The following is a 17,259-nucleotide window of genomic DNA, read 5'->3' as shown; positions in this document are numbered from 1 at the left end:
CGGCCCGATCAGCCGGTCAGCCGCTCGACCAGCCCCTGGATGTGCGCGGCGCCGGCGTCCTCGTACCGGAGCCCGGGAACCACCGTGACCGCGTAGGGCTGCCCTGGCAGGGCGCCTTCCGGCCCGACGTCGACGTGGGTGACGTCGTAGCCCTGACGGTGCAGCTCGTCGGCCATCGCGTAGTCCGAACGCGAGTCACCGACGGTGTGCCAGGTGCGGGGAGCGGGCCGTCGTCGGCGAGCAGGGCCAGGGCCCGGCGCGCGCCGAGGGCCTTGCCGGACAGGTCGGACTCGATGTCCGTGGCGATCACCGAGGGGTCGATCCGCCACGGTGTCCGCCCTGCGCGTCGGGGAAGCGGGCCGCACCGAGCCGGACGCCCAGCCCCGCGGCCCGGAGGCCGGCCAGCAGGTCGGCGTCGAAGGCGCGCTGCCGCGTCCGGTAGTGCTCGTTCGGGACGTCGGTGCGTGCCTCGACGGTCGCCATCACCTGCTTGGTGCCGTCGACGAACATCGCGTCGGCGTACGTGTCGCGGACGAGGTCGTCGAGCAGGACCCGGCAGATGCCGGGGACCCGCAACCCCGGGTCGGTGCGTGGCTCGCCGACGCCGCCGGGACCTGCCGACGTCCAGACGCCGCCCTTCTCGCAGATCGCGTGCAGGCGGGCGGAGGGCGGCAGCCCACCGCTCGCGAGGGGTCGAGGATGTTCTCGGAGACGAAGTCGACCGACCGGCCGGTGTTGAGGACGACGGGGACCCCGACGTCCAGAAGGGTTCTGAGGTCGTCGAGCAGCGGCCCGGCCACCGTGCGGGTCTCCGGGCTGGAGACGGGCCCGTCGACGTCGAGCAGGATCCCCAGCGGCGGCGCGTCCACCCCGCCATCCTGCGGGACGCCGCGCCCGGACCTCGCGTGACGCCCCGGACGGTGCGGGCCCGGGCGCGCGGTGCCGCCTAGGGTTGGGGCATGAGCGTGCGGCGGGTCATGGGCACCGAGATCGAGTACGGCATCTCGGTGCCGGGGCAGCCGGCGGCGAACCCGACCACCTTGTCCAGCCAGGTGGTGAACGCGTGGGCCGTGGCCGGAGCCCCCAGTCCGCGCCGTCCCCGCTGGGACTTCGAGGAGGAGTCGCCGCTGCGCGACGCCCGCGGGTTCGACCTGTCGCCGGCGCAGGCGCTGGACCACAACGACCTCGACGAGGACACCGGGATGGCCAACGTCATCCTGACCAACGGAGCGCGGCTCTACGTCGACCACGCGCACCCGGAGTACTCGACGCCCGAGGTGACCAACCCGCGCGACGTCGTGCTGTGGGACAAGGCGGGGGAGCAGGTGATGGCCGAGGCGTCCCGCCGGGCGGCGCGCATCCCGGGCCAGCCGACGATCCAGCTCTACAAGAACAACACCGACGGCAAGGGCGCCAGCTACGGGGCGCACGAGAACTACCTGATGGACCGGAAGACGCCGTTCATCGACATCATCCGCGGGCTCATCCCGTTCTTCGTCACCCGTCAGGTGTTCGCCGGAGCGGGCCGCGTCGGCATCGGGCCCGAGGGGCGCACGCGGGGATTCCAGCTGTCCTCGCGCGCGGACTTCTTCGAGGTCGAGGTCGGTCTCGAGACCACGCTCAAGCGGCCGATCATCAACACCCGGGACGAGCCGCACGCCGACGCCGACAAGTACCGCCGGCTGCACGTGATCATCGGCGACGCGAACCTGGCCGAGCTGTCGACCTACCTGAAGGTGGGGACGACGTCGCTCGTCCTGGCGATGATCGAGGCGCGAGCGCTGTCCCGGGACCTCACGATCGAGGAGCCGGTGGAGGCGCTGCAGGCGATCAGCCACGACCCGTCGCTCACCCACGTGGTGCGGCTGCGCGACGGGCGGCGGATGACCGCGCTGGAGGTGCAGCACAGCTACCTGGAGCAGGCGGAGAAGTTCGTGGCGGCCCAGGGCGAGTCGGACGAGCAGACCACCGATGTGCTGCGGCGCTGGGCCGAGGTGCTCGAGGACCTCGCGATCGACCCGATGCGCTGCGCGGACCGGCTCGACTGGCCGGCGAAGCTCCGCCTGCTCGAGGGCTACCGCACGCGCGACGGGCTCTCGTGGGGCGACTCGCGGCTGCACCTGGTCGACCTGCAGTACTCCGACATCCGGCCCGACAAGGGGCTCTACAACCGCCTGGTCGCGCGCGGGTCGATGCAGCGACTGCTCACCGACGAGGAGGTGGCCCGGGCGATGGTGCACCCACCGGCGGACACCCGCGCCTTCTTCCGGGGTGAGTGCCTGCGCCGGTACCCCGCGCAGGTGGCGGCGGCGTCGTGGGACTCGGTGGTGTTCGACCTCGGCGGGGAGAACCTCGTCCGCATCCCGACCATGGAGCCGCTGCGCGGCACGCGCGAGCACGTGGGCGCGCTCTTCGAGGCGACGTCGACCGCGCAGGAACTGGTCGACACCATCACCGGCGGCTGAGCCGCCGCCCGATCATCGGTCGGGCGGCGGCTCAGGGAGCGGAGCGGCATCACTCGCCGTCGGCACTCCCGGGCCCCACACCCTGGATGCTGCGCGCCAGGTCCCACCGCTGGGCGGTGTCGCGCAGCCAGTCGGCCCACTTCTCGACGTCCTCGCCGTACTCACCGTCGACGGCGTCCTCCATGATCTGCCGGACGTCGGCACGGGCCTCTTCCGGCTCCTGCCCGAACACGCCCTGGATGTCCTGGCGCAGATCCTGGGGCAGGGAGGAGAGCAGGCCGCCCACCCGCTGGCTCCAGCGCTGCGCCTCGTCGCCGTAGTCACCGTCCACCGCGGACCGCACGATCTCCTGCAGCCGCTCCGTCCGCTCGCCCGCCGGGAGCTCCTCCAGGCCCTCCAGGTCCTCCCGGAGGTCATCGGGCAGCCACTCGCCCGCGTCCATCTGGGGGATGTTGCCGAAGGCGTCCTCGGCCTGCTCCCGCGCGTCGTCCGCGGCGTCTCCGGCCTCTTGCTGGGCCTCGTCCGCCGCCTCGTCGGCCGCCTCCTCGGCCTCGCGCTGGGCGTCCTCCACGGCCTGCTCGGCTCGCTGCCGGGCGTCCTCGAGTGCCTGCTCAGCGTCCTCGACCGCCTGCTGAGCCTCCTGCTGAGCTTCCTCCGCGGCCTGCTCGGCCTGGTCAATCGGAGAGGCGGACGCGGCCGGCCCGACGAACACCGCCGCGGCGGTCAGGGCTGCGGCTCCCGCGCCGGCCAGTGCGTGTCGTCGTCCTCGCGATCGCAGTGTCACGGTGTGTCTCCCTCATGTGTGGACTCTCGGCTGGTGCAGCCGGTCAGCGCACGGGCTGGGCGGCCGGGAGCCTGTCTCGGACGGTCATGGCTCCTGGCAGGTGTGTTCCCGCGGGACGTCCGGTTGACGAGCGCAGAGCCATGACAGGGCAGTGACACTCGTGCGACGTTCTGCCGACGGTTCTGCCGGCGGCGCATGATCGCCGTCCGACCCGGTCGCACGGACGAGGGAACGGCGGACGGCGGCTGGCTCGGCGCCGCCCGGCTGTCGGCCCCGACGAGTACTTTCTGCGTCAGCAGCAGTTCCGATCATCCGGAGGGCAGCATGGCCACCAGGGACACCGGCGGGCAGCAGAAGGCGACGCGTACGCGCGATGAGGCCGAGGAGGTAGAGGCCTCGGTCGACACCGAGGTCGCCGAACGTCACAAGGAGATGACCGAGGACGTCGACTCTCTTCTCGATGAGATCGACGAGGTGCTCGAGGAGAACTCCGAAGAATTTGTTCGTCAGTACGTACAAAAAGGGGGCCAATAGATAATTCCGTACAAAAAGGCATGCAATGGCCGTCAAATACTGCAAGGATTGCGACGATTACCGTCCGTTGTCGGACTTCTCGAAGAACGCCCGGTCGAGGGACGGGTTGGCGTTCTACTGTCGCGAGCATCTCGCGGAGCGTTCGCTGCGCAGCCGTGAAATGCGACGGACGAAGCCGCGGATCCGACGGCTGCCGCCAGAGCGGCTCGTCATCCCGGACGGACACAAATGGTGTCCCGACTGCAATGCCGTCTTGCTGTTGCCGGAGTTCGTTCGCACCGTGCAGTCGCGCAGTGGATATTCCGCCTATTGCAAGCCTTGCCACAACACCAGATCGCGAGCGTCGCGGGAGAAGTTGGGCGGCTCGCGCAGCTACCACCTGACACGTCGCTATGGCATCACCGCGGCTGAAGCGGATCACCGACTCGCAGTCCAGGGCGGTGTGTGCGCGATATGCAAGACCGCTCCTGCGGACCACGTCGATCACGACCACGCTACGGGCGCCGTGCGAGCGCTCCTGTGCTTCAACTGCAACGGCGGGCTGGGGCAGTTCAAGGACGACCCGGCCGTGCTGCGAGCGGCAGCCGAATACGTCCGGTTCCACACCCTGCGCCAGTTCCTGGTGACGGCCGCCGAGGCGGCCGGCCTCGGACCGGTCCGAACCATCCGGCCGGGGAGCCGCCGGTAGGGTCGCAACGACGCCCAGGAGCCGGTAGCACCAGCACACGGAGCACCGGGCGGACCAGTGGTGCACGCCGGCGGACGCAGGCGGGAGAGGCGGATGGGTGAACGAGTCGTCAGCTGGCCGGAGCGGGTTCCCGCCCGCCTACCTGGACCGGGTGGGTTCCTCGTTCACCGACTTCCTGTCGGCCGCGGCGCCTGACCTCCTGCCCGGCCGCCGTCCCGTCCCGACCGTGCCCGTCGGAGACCTCGCGCCCCACGGCACGACGATCGTCGCCGTGACCTACCAGGGCGGCGTCCTCATGGGCGGCGACCGGCGCGCCACCATGGGGAACCTCATCTCGAGCCGGGACATCGAGAAGGTCTACCCGGCCGACTCCTACAGCGTCATCGGGATCGCCGGCGCAGCGGGGATCGCCATCGAGATGGTGAAGCTGTACCAGGTCGAGCTCGAGCACTACGAGAAGATCGAGGGGCTCACGATGAGCCTCGACGGCAAGGCCAACCGCCTGGCGCAGATGATCCGCGGCAACCTCGGCGCGGCGATGCAGGGTCTGGCCGTCGTCCCGCTGTTCGCCGGCTTCGACCTCGACGCCGGCGAGGGCGTCGCCCCGGGCGGATCTTCAGCTACGACGTCACCGGCGGGAACTACGAGGAGCGCGGCTACGCAGCCGTCGGCTCCGGCTCCCTCTTCGCCAAGAACTCGCTGAAGAAGACCTGGCGCAGCGGTCTGCCGGGCGACACCGCCACCCGGACGATCGTCGAGGCGCTGTACGACGCCGCCGACGACGACTCGGCCACCGGCGGCCCCGACCCCGTCCGCCGGCTGTACCCGATCGTGTACCGCGTCGACGCCGAGGGCGCCGTCCGCCTCACCGACGCCGAGGTCGCGGCCGTCGCCGACACGATCATCACCGAACGGGCTGCCGCCGACCGCCGCAACGTGGACCGGGAGGCCTGAGCCATGACCATGCCGTACTACGCCTCACCCGAGCAGCTCATGCGGGACCGCTCGGAGTACGCCCGCAAGGGCATCTCCCGCGGTCGCAGCGTCGCCGTCGTCACCTACGCCGACGGCGTGCTGTTCATCGCCGAGAACCCCAGCTCGACGCTGCACAAGGTCGGCGAGCTCTACGACCGGATCGGCTTCGCCGCGGTGGGCCGGTACAGCGAGTTCGAGAGCCTGCGCGTCGCCGGCGTGCGGCTGGCCGACGTGCGCGGCTACTCCTACAACCGCCGCGACGTCACCGGCCGGGTCATCGCCAACGCCTACGCCCAGACCCTCGGTGAGATCTTCACCCAGCAGACCAAGCCGTTCGAGGTCGAGCTGTGCGTCGCCGAGGTCGGCGACCGTCCCGAGAGCGACCAGCTCTACCGGCTCACCTTCGACGGCTCCATCGTCGACGAGCCGGACTTCGTCGTCATGGGCGGCCAGGCCGAAGCGGTCACCGGCCACCTGCGCGAGCACTTCCACGCCGGGCTGGGCCTGTCCGACGCTCTCGAGGTCGGCGTCCGCGCCCTCTCGGCCGTCAGTCCGGTCACCGCGGGAGCGACCAACGGCGGGCCCACCCGCCTGACCGGCGCCCAGCTGGAGGTAGCCGTTCTCGACCGCCGGCGGCCCAAGCGGGCCTTCCGGCGGATCACCGGGTCGGCGCTGCGCACGCTCCTGGGCGACGACCCGACGCCCGACGCCACGAAGGACGCCCCGCCGACCGCCGCCCACGCGCCGAGCGTATCCGAACCGGGCACCCCCGCCGGGCTCGGCGACCCGGCCAACCCCGACACCGCCGGCGGCCCACCCCCACGGAGGACTGACATGCCGAGCTACCGCCTCAACGACGACGCGGTGGCGCAGGCCCGGAAGCTCATCGACGCCGGCACGGTCGACGTCGACACCGAGTGGTCCGACGCCGCGCCGTCCGCGGACGACGGCAACGCCGAGATCGACGAGCACGGCTACGAGGGCTACGGCTCGTGGCACCTCGCCATCGATCCCGACGCCTCCGAGGAGACCAAGGGCCGCTACGCGTTCCCGTACGGCGACTTCGCCAAGGTCAACCGGGCGGCGCTGATCCACGGCAAGCAGCGCGCGGCGCAGAACGACCACGGCGCGATCGAGCAGGCGTTCGACGAGCTGCTGCAGCGGCTGGACGAGAAGCGGTCCTAGCGACCACGGCATTCACCCGCTCGTGACCGTTCCTGTGGCACGGGACACGCGCGCTGTCGCTCCCGGCGCCTAGTCTCGGATCGTGGACCGACGGATCTTCGGCATCGAGACCGAGTACGGCGTCACGTGCACCTTCAAGGGGCAGCGTCGGCTGTCCCCGGACGAGGTCGCCCGGTACCTGTTCCGGCGGGTGGTCTCGTGGGGGCGCAGCTCCAACGTGTTCCTGCGCAACGGCTCCCGGCTGTACCTCGACGTGGGCAGCCACCCGGAGTACGCCACCGCCGAGTGCGACGACCTCACCGAGCTGGTCGTCCACGACAAGGCCGGCGAGCGGATCCTCGAGGGCCTCCTGGTCGACGCCGAGCAGCGGCTGGCCGAGGAGGGCGTCACCGGCGACATCTACCTGTTCAAGAACAACACCGACTCCGCGGGCAACAGCTACGGCTGCCATGAGAACTACCTCGTCGGGCGGCACGGCGAGTTCAGCCGGCTGGCCGACGTCCTCATCCCGTTCCTGGTCAGCCGGCAGATCGTGGTCGGCGCCGGCAAGGTCCTGCAGACGCCCCGGGGCGCCATCTACTGCGTCAGCCAGCGCGCCGAGCACATCTGGGAGGGCGTCAGCAGCGCCACCACCCGCTCCCGCCCGATCATCAACACCCGCGACGAGCCGCACGCCGACGCCGAGCGCTACCGCCGCCTGCACGTCATCGTCGGCGACTCGAACATGAGCGAGACGACGACGCTGCTCAAGGTCACCATGACCGATCTGGTGCTGCGGATGATCGAGGCCGGCACGCCCATCAAGGACATGACGCTGGAGAACCCGATCCGGGCCATCCGCGAGATCAGCCACGACATCACCGGACGGCGGAAGGTCCGCCTGGCCAACGGCAAGGAGATGTCGGCGCTGGAGATCCAGTCCGAGTACCACTCCCGGGCCGCGGAGTTCGCCGACCGCGAGGGCTGCAGCCCCGAGCACCGGCAGATGCTGGAGCTGTGGGGCCGGGTGCTCAAGGCCGTCGACACCGAGGACCTCAGCCTCATCGACCGCGAGATCGATTGGGCCATCAAGTACAGCCTGCTCGAGCGCTACCGGGCCAAGCGGGACCTGCCGCTCAGCTCCCCGCGGATCGCCCAGATGGACCTCGCCTACCACGACATCAGCCGCCGCCGGGGCCTCTACTACCTGCTGGAGCGGGCCGGTCAGGTCGAGCGGGTGACCCACGAGCCGCGGATCTTCGAGGCCAAGAACGTGCCCCCGCAGACCACCCGGGCCCGGCTGCGCGGGGAGTTCATCCGCAAGGCCCAGGAGAAGCGGCGCGACTTCACCGTCGACTGGGTCCACCTCAAGCTCAACGACCAGGCTCAGCGCACCGTGCTGTGCAAGGACCCGTTCAAGGCCGTCGACGACCGCGTCGACAAGCTCATCGCCTCTATGTGAACGTCACGGCTCTTCGACGGAGGAGATCCGGTACTTCCGCACCTCGGCGCCGAGCAGGTCCGGAACCTCGGGCTGGGGCGCGTCGGGGTCGCCCGACGTCCGGAACCGCAGCAGGTCGTCGTCGGACTCCCAGCGCTCGTAGACGGTGATCCGCTCGGCGTCGAGCGGATCCGCGGCCTGGGTGAAGTCCAGACAGCCGGGCGCGGCGCGAGCCAGGCGGGCGACGTCGGCCACCGCGGCCAGGTAGCGGTCCCGCTCGTCCGCAGCCACCCGCAGCCAGCCGGCGACGATGATCACGATGCCGGTTCCGCCTCGACCCCGGGCACCGGCACCCGGAGCGCCGCGTAGCGGCCGGCGGCCGCCGCGGCCAGGAAGTACGCGCGCTCCTCGGGGTACCCGCGGCCCATCGTGCGCAGCGGCACGGGAGAGAGGACCAGGGCGTCGTCCAGGCCGTCGGTGTCCACCCAGACGACGGGGTTGCGGTCGGGCTGACCCGCCAGGTCCTCGTCGATCTGGCCGCCGAGCTCGGAGGACAGCCCGCGCGGCGCGATGAGCGTGACGTCACCCAGCGCGACGCGCCCGAAGGCCGTGAGCGAGTGGTGGGAGACCCCGCGGTGCCGGGTGCGCGGGTCGGCGTCGGAGATCCGCAGCGCACCGACCGGCTCGCCGCCCAGCACGGTCACCGCGTTGCAGGCCTCGCCGGACGCCACCCCGGAGAAGCCCCACGGCGTCCCGGTGCCGAGATTGCCCGGCCCCTGGGTGACGATCGCCAGGTCGGCGCCCAGCACGTGCCGCGCAGCCAGCAGCCCGGTGTGCAGGGTGACCGCCTCCAGGTCGCCGCCGAACGCCTGCCCCACGGTGATCACCCCGGCCAAGGACTTCGCCAGCGCGTCGAGCGTCCGCGAGAACGCGGCCGGGAGCGCCCCACCGTCGGTCATCACGTACGCGACCTTGAGGTCGGGGTCGGTGGCCAGCATCCCGATGAGGATCGCCGGCAGCGCCGAGTGCAGGTCGGCGACGACGACCGGCATGCCCCCAGGTCGTCGGCCTCGGCGAGCAGCGCGTGGTGCTCGGTCTCCTGCTCGTCGACGCCGCTCACGGTCACCTGCAGCGGGGTGTACCGGGCCTTGACCAGGTGACCCGGGCCTTCGGGGTCCGGAGGCAGCCGGTCCGGCACGGCGACGACCATGGCGAAGCCGCCGGTGCCCAGGCCCTGGGCCAGCGCGGTGGTGTTGAGCAGCACGTCGTCCCCGACCTCGGGGATGCCGACCAGCGAGGGGTAGGCGAGCGCGGGCAGGGAGCCCTCGTCGAGGACCTCGACGGTCAGCTGCAAGGTGTCCCGTCCCCGGCGCCCCGTCTCCGTGACCCGCCCGCGCCGCCAACGGATGCGCGAGGGCAGGGAGGGGAGGAGGAGAAGGGCATGCAGGCAGGCTAGTGCCGTGTCAGGCAAGGTTCGCCCTGGGCGGGCGGTGCCTGATCCTCGCGGCGGGTGCCGGCGAGCGACTTCCTGGAACCGGGGCCGGTTCCGGGACGGGCCACGGCGGGCCAGACTCCCGACGACGAGGCACAACCGCACCCTGCCCCACCCCACCGACAAAACGACCACAGCCGCCATCAAGGCAAACGTTGCCGGCCGCGGTACTGGCCAGGAGCGGCGACACCGGCGCACCAGAGCCGCGGCGGCTGACTAGCCTGAGCGCCATGGCGGCCAAGCGGGCAGAACGACTGGTGAACCTGGTCATCGCCCTGCTCAGCACCCGGCAGTACGTCACCGCCGCCCGGATCCGCTCGATCGTGCCCGGCTACGAGGCCGACGACGGCTCCGAGCGCGCCGACGAGGCGTTCAAGCGGATGTTCGAGCGCGACAAGGCGGAGTTGCGCGAGATGGGCGTGCCGCTGGAGACCGGCCGCACCAGCGCCTTCGACACCGAGGACGGCTACCGCATCGCGCGGGCCGACTACGAGCTGCCCGAGATCCACCTGACCGGTGAGGAGGCCGCCGCCGTCGGCCTGGCGCTGCGCCTGTGGGAGTCGGCCCAGCTGGCCGGGGCCGCGCACAGCGCGCTGGTCAAGCTCAAGGCGGCCGGCATCGACGTCGACAGCTCCCGCGCCATCCCGTTGCAGCCCCGCCTGGATGCCGGCGAGCCGGCCTTCGAGCCCTGCTACGCCGCTGCCCGGGACCGCAGGCAGCTCGAGTTCGGCTACCAGCGGCCCGACGAGGACGTCCCGGCCCGCCGCCGAGTCCAGCCGTGGGGCGTCGTCGCGTGGCACGGCCGGTGGTACCTGGTCGGGCATGACCTCGACCGCGCCGCCCCGCGCGTCTTCCGCCTCTCCCGCGTGGTCGGGACGCCGAAGGCGACCGGCTCGGGGGCGCGTTCGAGCCGCCGGAGGGCCTCGACCTCGCCGAGGTCGTCGCCGGCCAGGTCACCGGCGAGGAGCAGCTCGTCGTGGTCCGCGCCCGCCCCGGGACGGCGATCGGCCTGCGGCGGCACGCCACGCCCCTGGGCCCGGCCGCTGACGGCGACGACCTGCTGCAGCTGCGCACCACCGAGCCCGGACGGCTCGCCGACCAGTTGGCCGCGTACGGCTCAGACGTCCTCGTGGAGGCACCGGCCGAGGTGCGGGGCGCCGTGATCGCCCGGCTCACCCGGCTGGCCGCGATGGGGGTGCCGGCATGAACTCACCCCACGAAGACGTTCCGCTGGCGCTCCACGTCTCCGCGGGGACCCCGAGATGAGCACCACCGGCACGACCGACCGCATGACGCGCCTGCTGGCGCTCATCCCGTACCTCACCGCCCGCGAGGACGGCGTCGCCGTCGCCGAGGCCGCCCGCGACTTCGGCGTTCCGGAGCGGCAGTTGCGCAGCGACCTCGAGCTGCTCTGGATGTGCGGGCTGCCCGGCTACGGCCCCGGTGACCTGATCGACCTGTCGTTCGAGGGCGACCGCGTCCGGGTCACGTTCACCGCCGGCATGGTGCGCCCCTGCGGCTCACCACCGACGAGGCCGTCGCCCTGGTGGTCGCCCTGCGGACGCTCCTGGAGCTGCCCGGCCTGGCCGAGCGCGACGCGGTCAGTCGGGCACTGGCGAAGGTGTCCACCGCCGCCGGGCACGCGGCCGATCGCGTCACCCCGGTGGCGGTCAGCGTGGACGCCCGCGAGGAGGCGCTCGCCGTCGTCCGCGACGGCCTCGAGCGAAAGCGGGCGCTGCACCTGCACTACTACGTCCCCACCCGCGACGAGCGGACCGAACGCACGGTCGACCCCATGCGCCTGCTGCTGGTCGACGGGAAGTGGTACCTCGAGGCGTGGTGCCGCCGCGCCGAGGGCGTGCGGCTGTTCCGCCTGGACCGGGTCGACGACGTCGTGGTGCTCGACGAGCGGGCCGCCCCGCCGCCACAGGCGCACGAGCGCGACCTCGACAACGGCGTCTACCAGCCCGATCCGGGGTCACCGGCCGTGCGGCTGCGGCTGTCCCGCAGCGCGCGCTGGGTCGCCGACTACTACCCAGTCGACTCCGTGCAGCCGGTGGACGACCCGCCGGGCGGCCTCGCGGTGACCGTGCGAACCCACGACCTCGCCTGGGCACGCCGGCTGGTCGCCTCGCTCGGCGGGGAGGCGCTGGTCGACGAGCCGGCCGGCTTGGCAGAACAGGTCGCCGCTGACGCCCGTGCCGCGCTGGCCCGCTACGGGGTCGGGCCCACCGGCTAGGGTCGCCGGGTGCTGTTCTGGATCGTGCTGGCCGTGGTCGTCGCGCTGGCGCTCGTCGTCCTCGGCGTCGTCGGGTACGGGACGTTCGGTGCGTTCGGCCGGCTCGGCCGGGAGCTGGAGGCCGCGGAGCGGGACGTGCGTCCGCTGCTCGAGCAGGCGGGGGCGACCGCCGCGAGGGCGAACGCGCTCGGCGAGCGGAGCTGAACCACAGGGGAACATCCGTGTGAGCGACCGGGGACGAACATCGGTCGGCGTAGCATCGCCCGCGAAGACCCCACGTCTGGAGGACCTGTCATGGGCGGACTCGGCCCGCTGGAGATCGGCCTGATCATCCTGGCCATCCTGCTGCTGTTCGGCTACAAGAAGCTGCCCGACGCCTCCCGTTCCCTCGGTCGCTCGCTGCGCATCTTCAAGGGCGAGATGAAGGGCATGAAGGACGACGACGTGCGGACGAAGGACTCGGCCACGACCACGCCCGTCCGCGGCGAGATCGTCGCGCCCGCCGCGCCCGCCGCGCCCGCCGCGCCCGCCGCGCCCTCGGGCGGCGACCTGAGCGCCCAGCTGCACGAGGAGGCCCGCGTCGCCGAGGCCCGCGCCGCCGAGCTGCGCGCCCGCGCGGAGCAGTCGCGCGCGGCCGACGGCTCCCGCTGACCTTCCCGCACCCGGCAGGACGACGGTGAGCGGTCCGCGGCTGCGACGGCGTCGCGCCCCGCGCGACGCCGAGGCGACGATGACACTGGTCGCCCACCTCACCGAGCTGCGCAACCGCATCGCGAAGGCCCTGTTCTTCATCGCGCTGGGCACCGTCGTCGGGTTCATCTGGTACGACCGCGGCCTGCTGACCTTCCTCACCGGGCCCTACTGCGAGGTGCCCGACCGCCTGCGGCTCGACGGCGACGGCGACTGCCGTCTCGTGGTGCTCGACGTCTTCGGCGGGGTCCTGCTCCGGTTGAAGATCGCCTTCATCGCGGGGATCGGGCTCTCCGCGCCGTTCTGGCTGTACCAGCTCTGGGCGTTCATCACCCCGGGGCTCAAGCGCAACGAGAAGCGCTACACGGTGGGCTTCGTCGCGGCCTCGACGCTGCTCTTCGCCGGCGGCACCGTGCTCGCCTGGCTGACCCTGCGCAAGGGGCTGGAGCTGCTGCTGCGGCTGGCCGGTGACGAGGTCGCCTTCCAGCTGACGGCGCCGCTGTACCTGAGCTTCGTCATCAGCCTGCTGGTCGCCTTCGGCCTCTCCCTCGAGCTGCCGCTGATCGCCGTGGCGCTCAACCTCGTCGGGGTGCTGAGCTACGACGCGCTGAAGAAGTCCCGCCGGTGGATCTTCTTCCTGACCATCGTCTTCGCCGCCTTCGTCACCCCGACCCAGGACCCGTTCACCATGCTGGCGATGGCCGGTCCGATGATCCTGCTCTTCGAGCTGGCCATCCAGACCGCCCGCGTCGTGGACAGACGCCGGGCCAGGCGCGCGGCCATCGAGGGGTTCCACAACCTCGGGGACGACGAGGCCTCGCCGCTGGACGCCCGGCCGTCCTCCCTCGACGACGCCTCCTCGCCGACGGCCCGCTGAGCGCGATGAGCACCACTGCGGCGGACGTCGTCGTCCTCGTAAGCCCCTCGGCCGGCCGGGGCCGCGGCACCCACCTGGCGGGTCAGGTGCTCGCCGCGTTCCGGGACGCCGGCTTCTCGCCCGAGGTGCTGCCTGCCACCACCGGCGCCGAGGGTGAGCGGCAGGCCGGCGACGCCGTCGCCGCCGGCGCCCGGGCGGTGGTCGCCGTCGGCGGCGACGGCACGGTGCACGCCGCCCTCCAGGCCGTCGCCGGGACGCCGACCCCTCTGGCGCTGATCCCTGCGGGGACGGGCAACGACCTGGCGCGGGCCCTGGGCGGGCACATCGACCCGGCAGCCGCCGCCCGCGCCGCTGCCGACGACCTCAAGGCCGGCACGACCCGCTCGGTCGACGCGGGCCGGACCGGCGACCGCTGGTGGGCCACGGTGCTGTGCTGCGGGTTCGACTCCGCCGTCAGCGACCGGGCCAACCGGATGCGCTGGCCCCGCGGGCGGCGCCGCTACGACGTCGCGGTCGTGGCGGAGCTGGCCCGGCTGCGGCCCCGCGAGCTGACAGTGGTGCTGGACGGGGAGTCGCAGACCCTCCCGGTCACCATGGTCGCCGTCGGCAACACCGCCTGGTACGGCGGCGGTCTGAAGGTCTGCCCGGGCGCCGACCCGGCCGACGGGCTCTTCGACGTCACCGTGGTCGGGGCCTCGACGCGCCTGGCGCTCATGCGGCAGAAGCCGCGGCTGGCGACCGGCGCCCACGTCGACCACCCCGCGGTGTCGGTGTTCCGCGCCTCCCGCGTGGAGCTGTCGAGCCCGGGGGTCACGGCGTACGCCGACGGCGAGCCGGTGGCGCCCCTTCCCGCCGTCGCCGAGTGCGTCCCGGGCGCCCTGCACGTGGTGGGCACCGGGCGCTAGCCGATGGCCGGCCTGCAGGGGCCCGCCGCCGGCCGCGTCCCGAGGCTCGTCCCGAGCGTGCGAGGGATGAGGAGGACGGGGTCCTTACATGGCGGGGGCAGGCAGGTCCTTACTGTGGGGAGCATGTCCAGCCCCGCTGAGCGGTACGCGGCTGCCCGGCGGCGGACCGCCCACCCCACGCTGTCGGACTTCACCGCCGAGCTGGGCTTCTCGCTGGACCCCTTCCAGGTCGAGGCCTGCGAGGCGCTGGACGAGGGCTCCGGCGTCCTGGTCTGCGCACCCACCGGCGCCGGGAAGACCGTCGTGGGCGAGTTCGCCATCCACAAGGCGCTCACCGAAGGCCGCAAGGCGTTCTACACGACGCCGATCAAGGCGCTCTCCAACCAGAAGTACGCGGACCTCGTCGAGCGGTACGGGCCGGACGAGGTCGGCCTGCTGACCGGCGACAACGCCGTCAACGGCGATGCACCGGTGGTCGTGATGACCACCGAGGTGCTGCGCAACATGCTCTACGCGGAGTCGCCCGCGATCCGCGGACTCGGCTACGTGGTCATGGACGAGGTGCACTACCTCGCCGACCGGTTCCGCGGCGCGGTCTGGGAGGAGGTGATCATCCACCTCCCGCAGGAGGTCACCCTCGTCTCGCTGTCGGCGACGGTGAGCAACGCCGAGGAGTTCGGCGAGTGGCTGGTCACCGTCCGGGGCCACACGACGGTCGTCGTCAGCGAGGTGCGCCCGGTCCCGCTCTGGCAGCACATGCTCGTGGGCAACCGGGTCTTCGACCTGTTCGCCCTCCGCCCGGCGGCGCACGCGGGGAGCAGGGCGAGAAGCCGCGCGAGCTGTCCACCCGGGAGCGCGGGTCCTCGGTGGTCGACCCGGAGCTGGTCCGGTACGTGCGCGAGCACGAGCGCCGGATCGACTCCTGGCACGGCGGCGGCACGGGCAACGGCCGCCGCGACTCCTGGCAGCGGCCCCGGTACCGGACGCCCGCCCGCTCCGACGTCGTGACCCGGCTGGACGCCGCCGGGCTGCTCCCGGCGATCACCTTCGTCTTCAGCCGCAACGGGTGCGACGCCGCCGTCCACCAGTGCCTGCTGTCCGGCCTGCGGCTCACCGACGAGGCCGAGCGGGCCGAGATCGCCGAGATCATCGACCGGCGTACCGGGTCGCTGCCGGAGGAGGACCTGCACGTCCTGGGCTTCTGGGAGTGGCGCGAGGGCCTGCTGGCCGGCCTCGCCGCCCACCACGCTGGGCTCGTGCCGGCGTTCAAGGAGACCGTCGAGGAGTGCTTCGTCCGCGGCCTGGTCAAGGCGGTGTTCGCCACCGAGACCCTCGCCCTGGGCATCAACATGCCCGCGCGCAGCGTCGTGCTGGAGCGGCTGACGAAGTGGAACGGCGAGGCGCACGTCGACGTCACGCCGGGGAGTACACCCAGCTGACCGGCCGGGCCGGGCGCCGCGGGATCGACGTCGAGGGTCACGCGGTCGTGATCTGGGCGCCGGGCATGGACCCGTCCGTGGTCGCCGGCCTCGCCAGCACGCGCACCTTTCCGCTGAAGTCCTCGTTCCGGCCGAGCTACAACATGGCGGTCAACCTGGTCAGCTCGTTCGGCCGGGCGCGGGCCCGGGAGCTGCTGGCGTCCTCGTTCGCCCAGTTCCAGGCCGACCGGTCGGTGGTGGGGCTGGCCCGCGCGGCCGCCCGCCACGAGCAGGACGCCGAGCGGTTCGCCACGGACATGCACTCCGACCGGGGCGACGTCGGCGCCTACGCCCAGCTGCGCCGGGAGATCGCCGACCGGGAGAAGGAGCTCTCGCGCGACTCGCAGGCCAAGCGGCGCATGGACGCCGCCGAGGCGCTGGCCGCGCTGCGCCCGGGCGACGTCATCCGCGTGCCGTCCGGGCGACGGCAGGGCCTGGCCGTGGTCGTCGACGCCGGCATCACCGACCTCGCGGACCCGCGGCCGCTCGTGGTCACCGAGGACAAGTGGGCCGGCCGGCTCGGATCGGTCGACTTCCCGACGCCGGTCAGCGCGCTGGCCCGCGTGAAGGTGCCCAAGAACTTCAACCACCGCAGCCCGCACGCCCGTCGCGACCTCGCCTCCACGCTCCGCAACGCCCGCGTCGAGAACGACCTCGGCGCCCGGCGGATCAAGAACCGGTCGGCGGCCGCGGACGATCCGGTGCTCGGCGACCTCCGCCAGGCCCTGCGCAACCACCCCGTGCACCAGCTGCCCGACCGCGAGGAACGGGTGCGGGTCGCGGAGCGCTGGCTGCGCGCGGTGCGGGAGGCCGACGCCCTGCAGAAGAAGATGGCGGAGCGGACCGGCTCCCTCACCCGTCAGTTCGACGCCACCTGCGACGTCCTCGAGGAGCTGGGCTACCTCGTCCCCGAGGTGGTCCCGCTGGTCCCGGCCGACACCGAGGTCGTCGGTGCGACCGACGACGTCCCCGTGATCACCGACGACGGCCGCCGGCTGGCGCGGATCTGGTCGGAGGCCGACCTGCTGGTCGCGGAGTGCCTGCGGGCGGGTGCGTGGCGCGGCCTGAACCCGGCCGAGCTCGCCGCGGCCGCGTCGACCCTGGTGTTCGAGGCCCGCTGCGACAACCCGGCCCTGCCCGCCGTCCCGGCGGGGAAGGTGGCGACCGCCATCGGGGAGATGCGGCGCATCCGGGCGCGGCTGCACGACGTCGAGGCCGACCACGGTGTCCGCGTCACGCGTGACCTGGACCTGGGTTTCGCCTGGGCCGCCTACCGGTGGGCCGACGGCCAGAGCCTGGACCGCGTGCTGGCCGGTGCCGAGCAGGCCGGCACCGAGCTCTCCGGTGGCGACTTCGTCCGCTGGACGCGGCAGCTCATCGACCTGCTCGACCAGCTGGCCAAGGTCGCCGACGAGCCGGTCGCGGGAGTGGCCAGGTCCGCCGTGGGCCGGGTGCGCCGCGGTGTCGTCGCCGTGGCGGTCGGCGGTTGACGGGAGGTTCCGGCAGCGGCCGTGGCGGCCCCGCGTA

20 protein-coding genes and 3 pseudogenes are annotated in these 17,259 nt (G+C 72.7%); 18 read left to right on the top strand and 5 right to left on the bottom strand.

All coding sequences use genetic code 11. The annotated features are described in order from the left end of the window. Positions 1 to 8 precede the first annotated feature (8 nt). Positions 9 to 176, bottom strand: coding sequence for a hypothetical protein (locus U6N30_RS14100; RefSeq protein ID WP_324277762.1), 168 nt, complete (start codon positions 174 to 176; stop codon positions 9 to 11). A gap of 130 nt (positions 177 to 306) precedes the next feature. Further along, a complete protein-coding gene (locus U6N30_RS14095; RefSeq protein WP_324277761.1) occupies positions 307 to 576 on the bottom strand; it encodes a hypothetical protein in 270 nt (89 codons plus the stop codon). Between the two features lie 383 nt (positions 577 to 959). On the opposite strand from U6N30_RS14095, the gene dop reads away from it, so the two are divergent. Further along, on the top strand, positions 960 to 2,465 hold the full coding sequence (gene dop, locus U6N30_RS14090; RefSeq protein WP_324277760.1) for a depupylase/deamidase Dop: 1,506 nt from the start codon (positions 960 to 962) through the stop codon (positions 2,463 to 2,465). Between the two features lie 49 nt (positions 2,466 to 2,514). Here the strand turns inward: dop and U6N30_RS14085 are convergent, their stop codons facing one another. Continuing rightward, positions 2,515 to 3,249, bottom strand: a complete 735-nt coding sequence (locus U6N30_RS14085; protein WP_324277759.1) for a hypothetical protein — start codon at positions 3,247 to 3,249, stop codon at positions 2,515 to 2,517. 195 nt (positions 3,250 to 3,444) lie between these two features. On the opposite strand from U6N30_RS14085, the gene U6N30_RS35430 reads away from it, so the two are divergent. The 6 genes from U6N30_RS35430 to pafA all read left to right on the top strand — a co-directional run bounded on the left by U6N30_RS35430 (position 3,445) and on the right by pafA (position 8,072). Continuing rightward, complete coding sequence (locus tag U6N30_RS35430; protein ID WP_479690604.1) at positions 3,445 to 3,783, top strand: ubiquitin-like protein Pup; 339 nt, start codon at positions 3,445 to 3,447, stop codon at positions 3,781 to 3,783. Between the two features lie 25 nt (positions 3,784 to 3,808). Continuing rightward, the gene (locus tag U6N30_RS14075; protein WP_324277758.1) at positions 3,809 to 4,471 is read left to right on the top strand and encodes an endonuclease VII domain-containing protein; all 663 of its coding nucleotides are present in this window, start codon (positions 3,809 to 3,811) and stop codon (positions 4,469 to 4,471) included. 97 nt (positions 4,472 to 4,568) lie between these two features. Beyond that, entirely contained in the window at positions 4,569 to 5,174 is a 606-nt protein-coding gene (gene prcB / locus U6N30_RS14070; protein WP_324277757.1) for a proteasome subunit beta, read from the top strand. After that, positions 5,084 to 5,425, top strand: coding sequence for a hypothetical protein (locus tag U6N30_RS14065; protein WP_324278300.1), 342 nt, complete (start codon positions 5,084 to 5,086; stop codon positions 5,423 to 5,425). The genes prcB and U6N30_RS14065 overlap by 91 nt, the downstream gene beginning before the upstream one ends. 3 nt (positions 5,426 to 5,428) lie before the next feature. Further along, complete coding sequence (prcA, locus tag U6N30_RS14060; RefSeq protein ID WP_324277756.1) at positions 5,429 to 6,631, top strand: proteasome subunit alpha; 1,203 nt, start codon at positions 5,429 to 5,431, stop codon at positions 6,629 to 6,631. A gap of 82 nt (positions 6,632 to 6,713) precedes the next feature. Continuing rightward, positions 6,714 to 8,072: a Pup--protein ligase gene (pafA, locus tag U6N30_RS14055; protein WP_324277755.1), complete on the top strand. Its 1,359-nt coding sequence runs from the start codon at positions 6,714 to 6,716 to the stop codon at positions 8,070 to 8,072. 3 nt (positions 8,073 to 8,075) lie between these two features. On the opposite strand, the gene U6N30_RS14050 is transcribed toward pafA, so the two are convergent. Both U6N30_RS14050 and U6N30_RS14045 read right to left on the bottom strand, forming a co-directional pair. Further along, positions 8,076 to 8,369 carry a putative quinol monooxygenase gene (locus U6N30_RS14050; RefSeq protein ID WP_324277754.1) on the bottom strand — a complete coding sequence of 98 codons (294 nt, stop codon included), beginning with the start codon at positions 8,367 to 8,369 and terminating at the stop codon, positions 8,076 to 8,078. Continuing rightward, positions 8,366 to 9,687 (bottom strand): annotated as a pseudogene (locus tag U6N30_RS14045) (DUF3866 family protein). The gene U6N30_RS14050 and the pseudogene U6N30_RS14045 overlap by 4 nt, the downstream one beginning before the upstream one ends. Positions 9,688 to 9,773: 86 nt before the next feature. Between U6N30_RS14045 and U6N30_RS14040 the strand changes: the two are divergent. The 11 genes and pseudogenes from U6N30_RS14040 to U6N30_RS13990 form a co-directional block, all read left to right on the top strand. After that, positions 9,774 to 10,352, top strand: a pseudogene (locus U6N30_RS14040) (helix-turn-helix transcriptional regulator); the annotation flags it as partial. A gap of 167 nt (positions 10,353 to 10,519) precedes the next feature. Beyond that, positions 10,520 to 10,750: a WCX domain-containing protein gene (locus U6N30_RS14035; RefSeq protein ID WP_479690603.1), complete on the top strand. Its 231-nt coding sequence runs from the start codon at positions 10,520 to 10,522 to the stop codon at positions 10,748 to 10,750. A 55-nt stretch (positions 10,751 to 10,805) separates the two neighbouring features. Continuing rightward, positions 10,806 to 11,110, top strand: a pseudogene (locus tag U6N30_RS33860) (protein pafC); the annotation flags it as partial. Beyond that, entirely contained in the window at positions 11,090 to 11,782 is a 693-nt protein-coding gene (locus U6N30_RS14025) for a helix-turn-helix transcriptional regulator (protein ID WP_324277753.1), read from the top strand. The pseudogene U6N30_RS33860 and the gene U6N30_RS14025, both read left to right, overlap by 21 nt. 9 nt (positions 11,783 to 11,791) lie before the next feature. Beyond that, positions 11,792 to 11,986: a hypothetical protein gene (locus U6N30_RS14020; RefSeq protein ID WP_324277752.1), complete on the top strand. Its 195-nt coding sequence runs from the start codon at positions 11,792 to 11,794 to the stop codon at positions 11,984 to 11,986. A 90-nt stretch (positions 11,987 to 12,076) separates the two neighbouring features. Next, a complete protein-coding gene (tatA, locus tag U6N30_RS14015) occupies positions 12,077 to 12,433 on the top strand; it encodes a Sec-independent protein translocase subunit TatA (RefSeq protein WP_324277751.1) in 357 nt (118 codons plus the stop codon). 79 nt (positions 12,434 to 12,512) lie between these two features. Then, positions 12,513 to 13,349, top strand: a complete 837-nt coding sequence (gene tatC, locus U6N30_RS14010) for a twin-arginine translocase subunit TatC (protein WP_324277750.1) — start codon at positions 12,513 to 12,515, stop codon at positions 13,347 to 13,349. A 5-nt stretch (positions 13,350 to 13,354) separates the two neighbouring features. Beyond that, positions 13,355 to 14,254, top strand: coding sequence for a diacylglycerol/lipid kinase family protein (locus U6N30_RS14005; protein ID WP_324277749.1), 900 nt, complete (start codon positions 13,355 to 13,357; stop codon positions 14,252 to 14,254). Positions 14,255 to 14,377: 123 nt separating this feature from the next. Then, a complete protein-coding gene (locus tag U6N30_RS14000) occupies positions 14,378 to 15,262 on the top strand; it encodes a DEAD/DEAH box helicase (protein WP_324277748.1) in 885 nt (294 codons plus the stop codon). Then, positions 15,259 to 15,693 (top strand): hypothetical protein, encoded by a 435-nt coding sequence (locus tag U6N30_RS13995; protein ID WP_324277747.1) that lies wholly within the window; start codon positions 15,259 to 15,261, stop codon positions 15,691 to 15,693. Before U6N30_RS14000 ends, U6N30_RS13995 begins: the two co-directional genes overlap by 4 nt. Further along, positions 15,642 to 17,222 (top strand): DEAD/DEAH box helicase, encoded by a 1,581-nt coding sequence (locus tag U6N30_RS13990; protein ID WP_324277746.1) that lies wholly within the window; start codon positions 15,642 to 15,644, stop codon positions 17,220 to 17,222. The genes U6N30_RS13995 and U6N30_RS13990 overlap by 52 nt, the downstream gene beginning before the upstream one ends. Positions 17,223 to 17,259: the final 37 nt, after the last annotated feature.

Source organism: Blastococcus brunescens, from assembly GCF_035320885.1.
In the GTDB taxonomy this organism is placed as follows: domain Bacteria; phylum Actinomycetota; class Actinomycetes; order Mycobacteriales; family Geodermatophilaceae; genus Blastococcus_B; species Blastococcus_B brunescens.
The sequence above is the reverse complement of the archived record's forward strand: the minus strand, read 5'-3'. Positions and strand labels throughout refer to the sequence as shown.

Bases quoted from the DNA above. Each gene is read 5' to 3' on its own strand.
- tatC (WP_324277750.1), top strand. From the start codon at position 12,513: ATGACACTGGTCGCCCACCTCACCGAGCTGCGCAACCGCATCGCGAAG.
- tatA (WP_324277751.1), top strand. From the start codon at position 12,077: ATGGGCGGACTCGGCCCGCTGGAGATCGGCCTGATCATCCTGGCCATC.
- dop (WP_324277760.1), top strand. From the start codon at position 960: ATGAGCGTGCGGCGGGTCATGGGCACCGAGATCGAGTACGGCATCTCG.
- U6N30_RS14075 (WP_324277758.1), top strand. From the start codon at position 3,809: ATGGCCGTCAAATACTGCAAGGATTGCGACGATTACCGTCCGTTGTCG.
- U6N30_RS35430 (WP_479690604.1), top strand. From the start codon at position 3,445: ATGATCGCCGTCCGACCCGGTCGCACGGACGAGGGAACGGCGGACGGC.
- U6N30_RS14005 (WP_324277749.1), top strand. From the start codon at position 13,355: ATGAGCACCACTGCGGCGGACGTCGTCGTCCTCGTAAGCCCCTCGGCC.
- U6N30_RS14100 (WP_324277762.1), bottom strand. From the start codon at position 176: ATGGCCGACGAGCTGCACCGTCAGGGCTACGACGTCACCCACGTCGAC.
- prcA (WP_324277756.1), top strand. From the start codon at position 5,429: ATGACCATGCCGTACTACGCCTCACCCGAGCAGCTCATGCGGGACCGC.
- U6N30_RS14000 (WP_324277748.1), top strand. From the start codon at position 14,378: ATGTCCAGCCCCGCTGAGCGGTACGCGGCTGCCCGGCGGCGGACCGCC.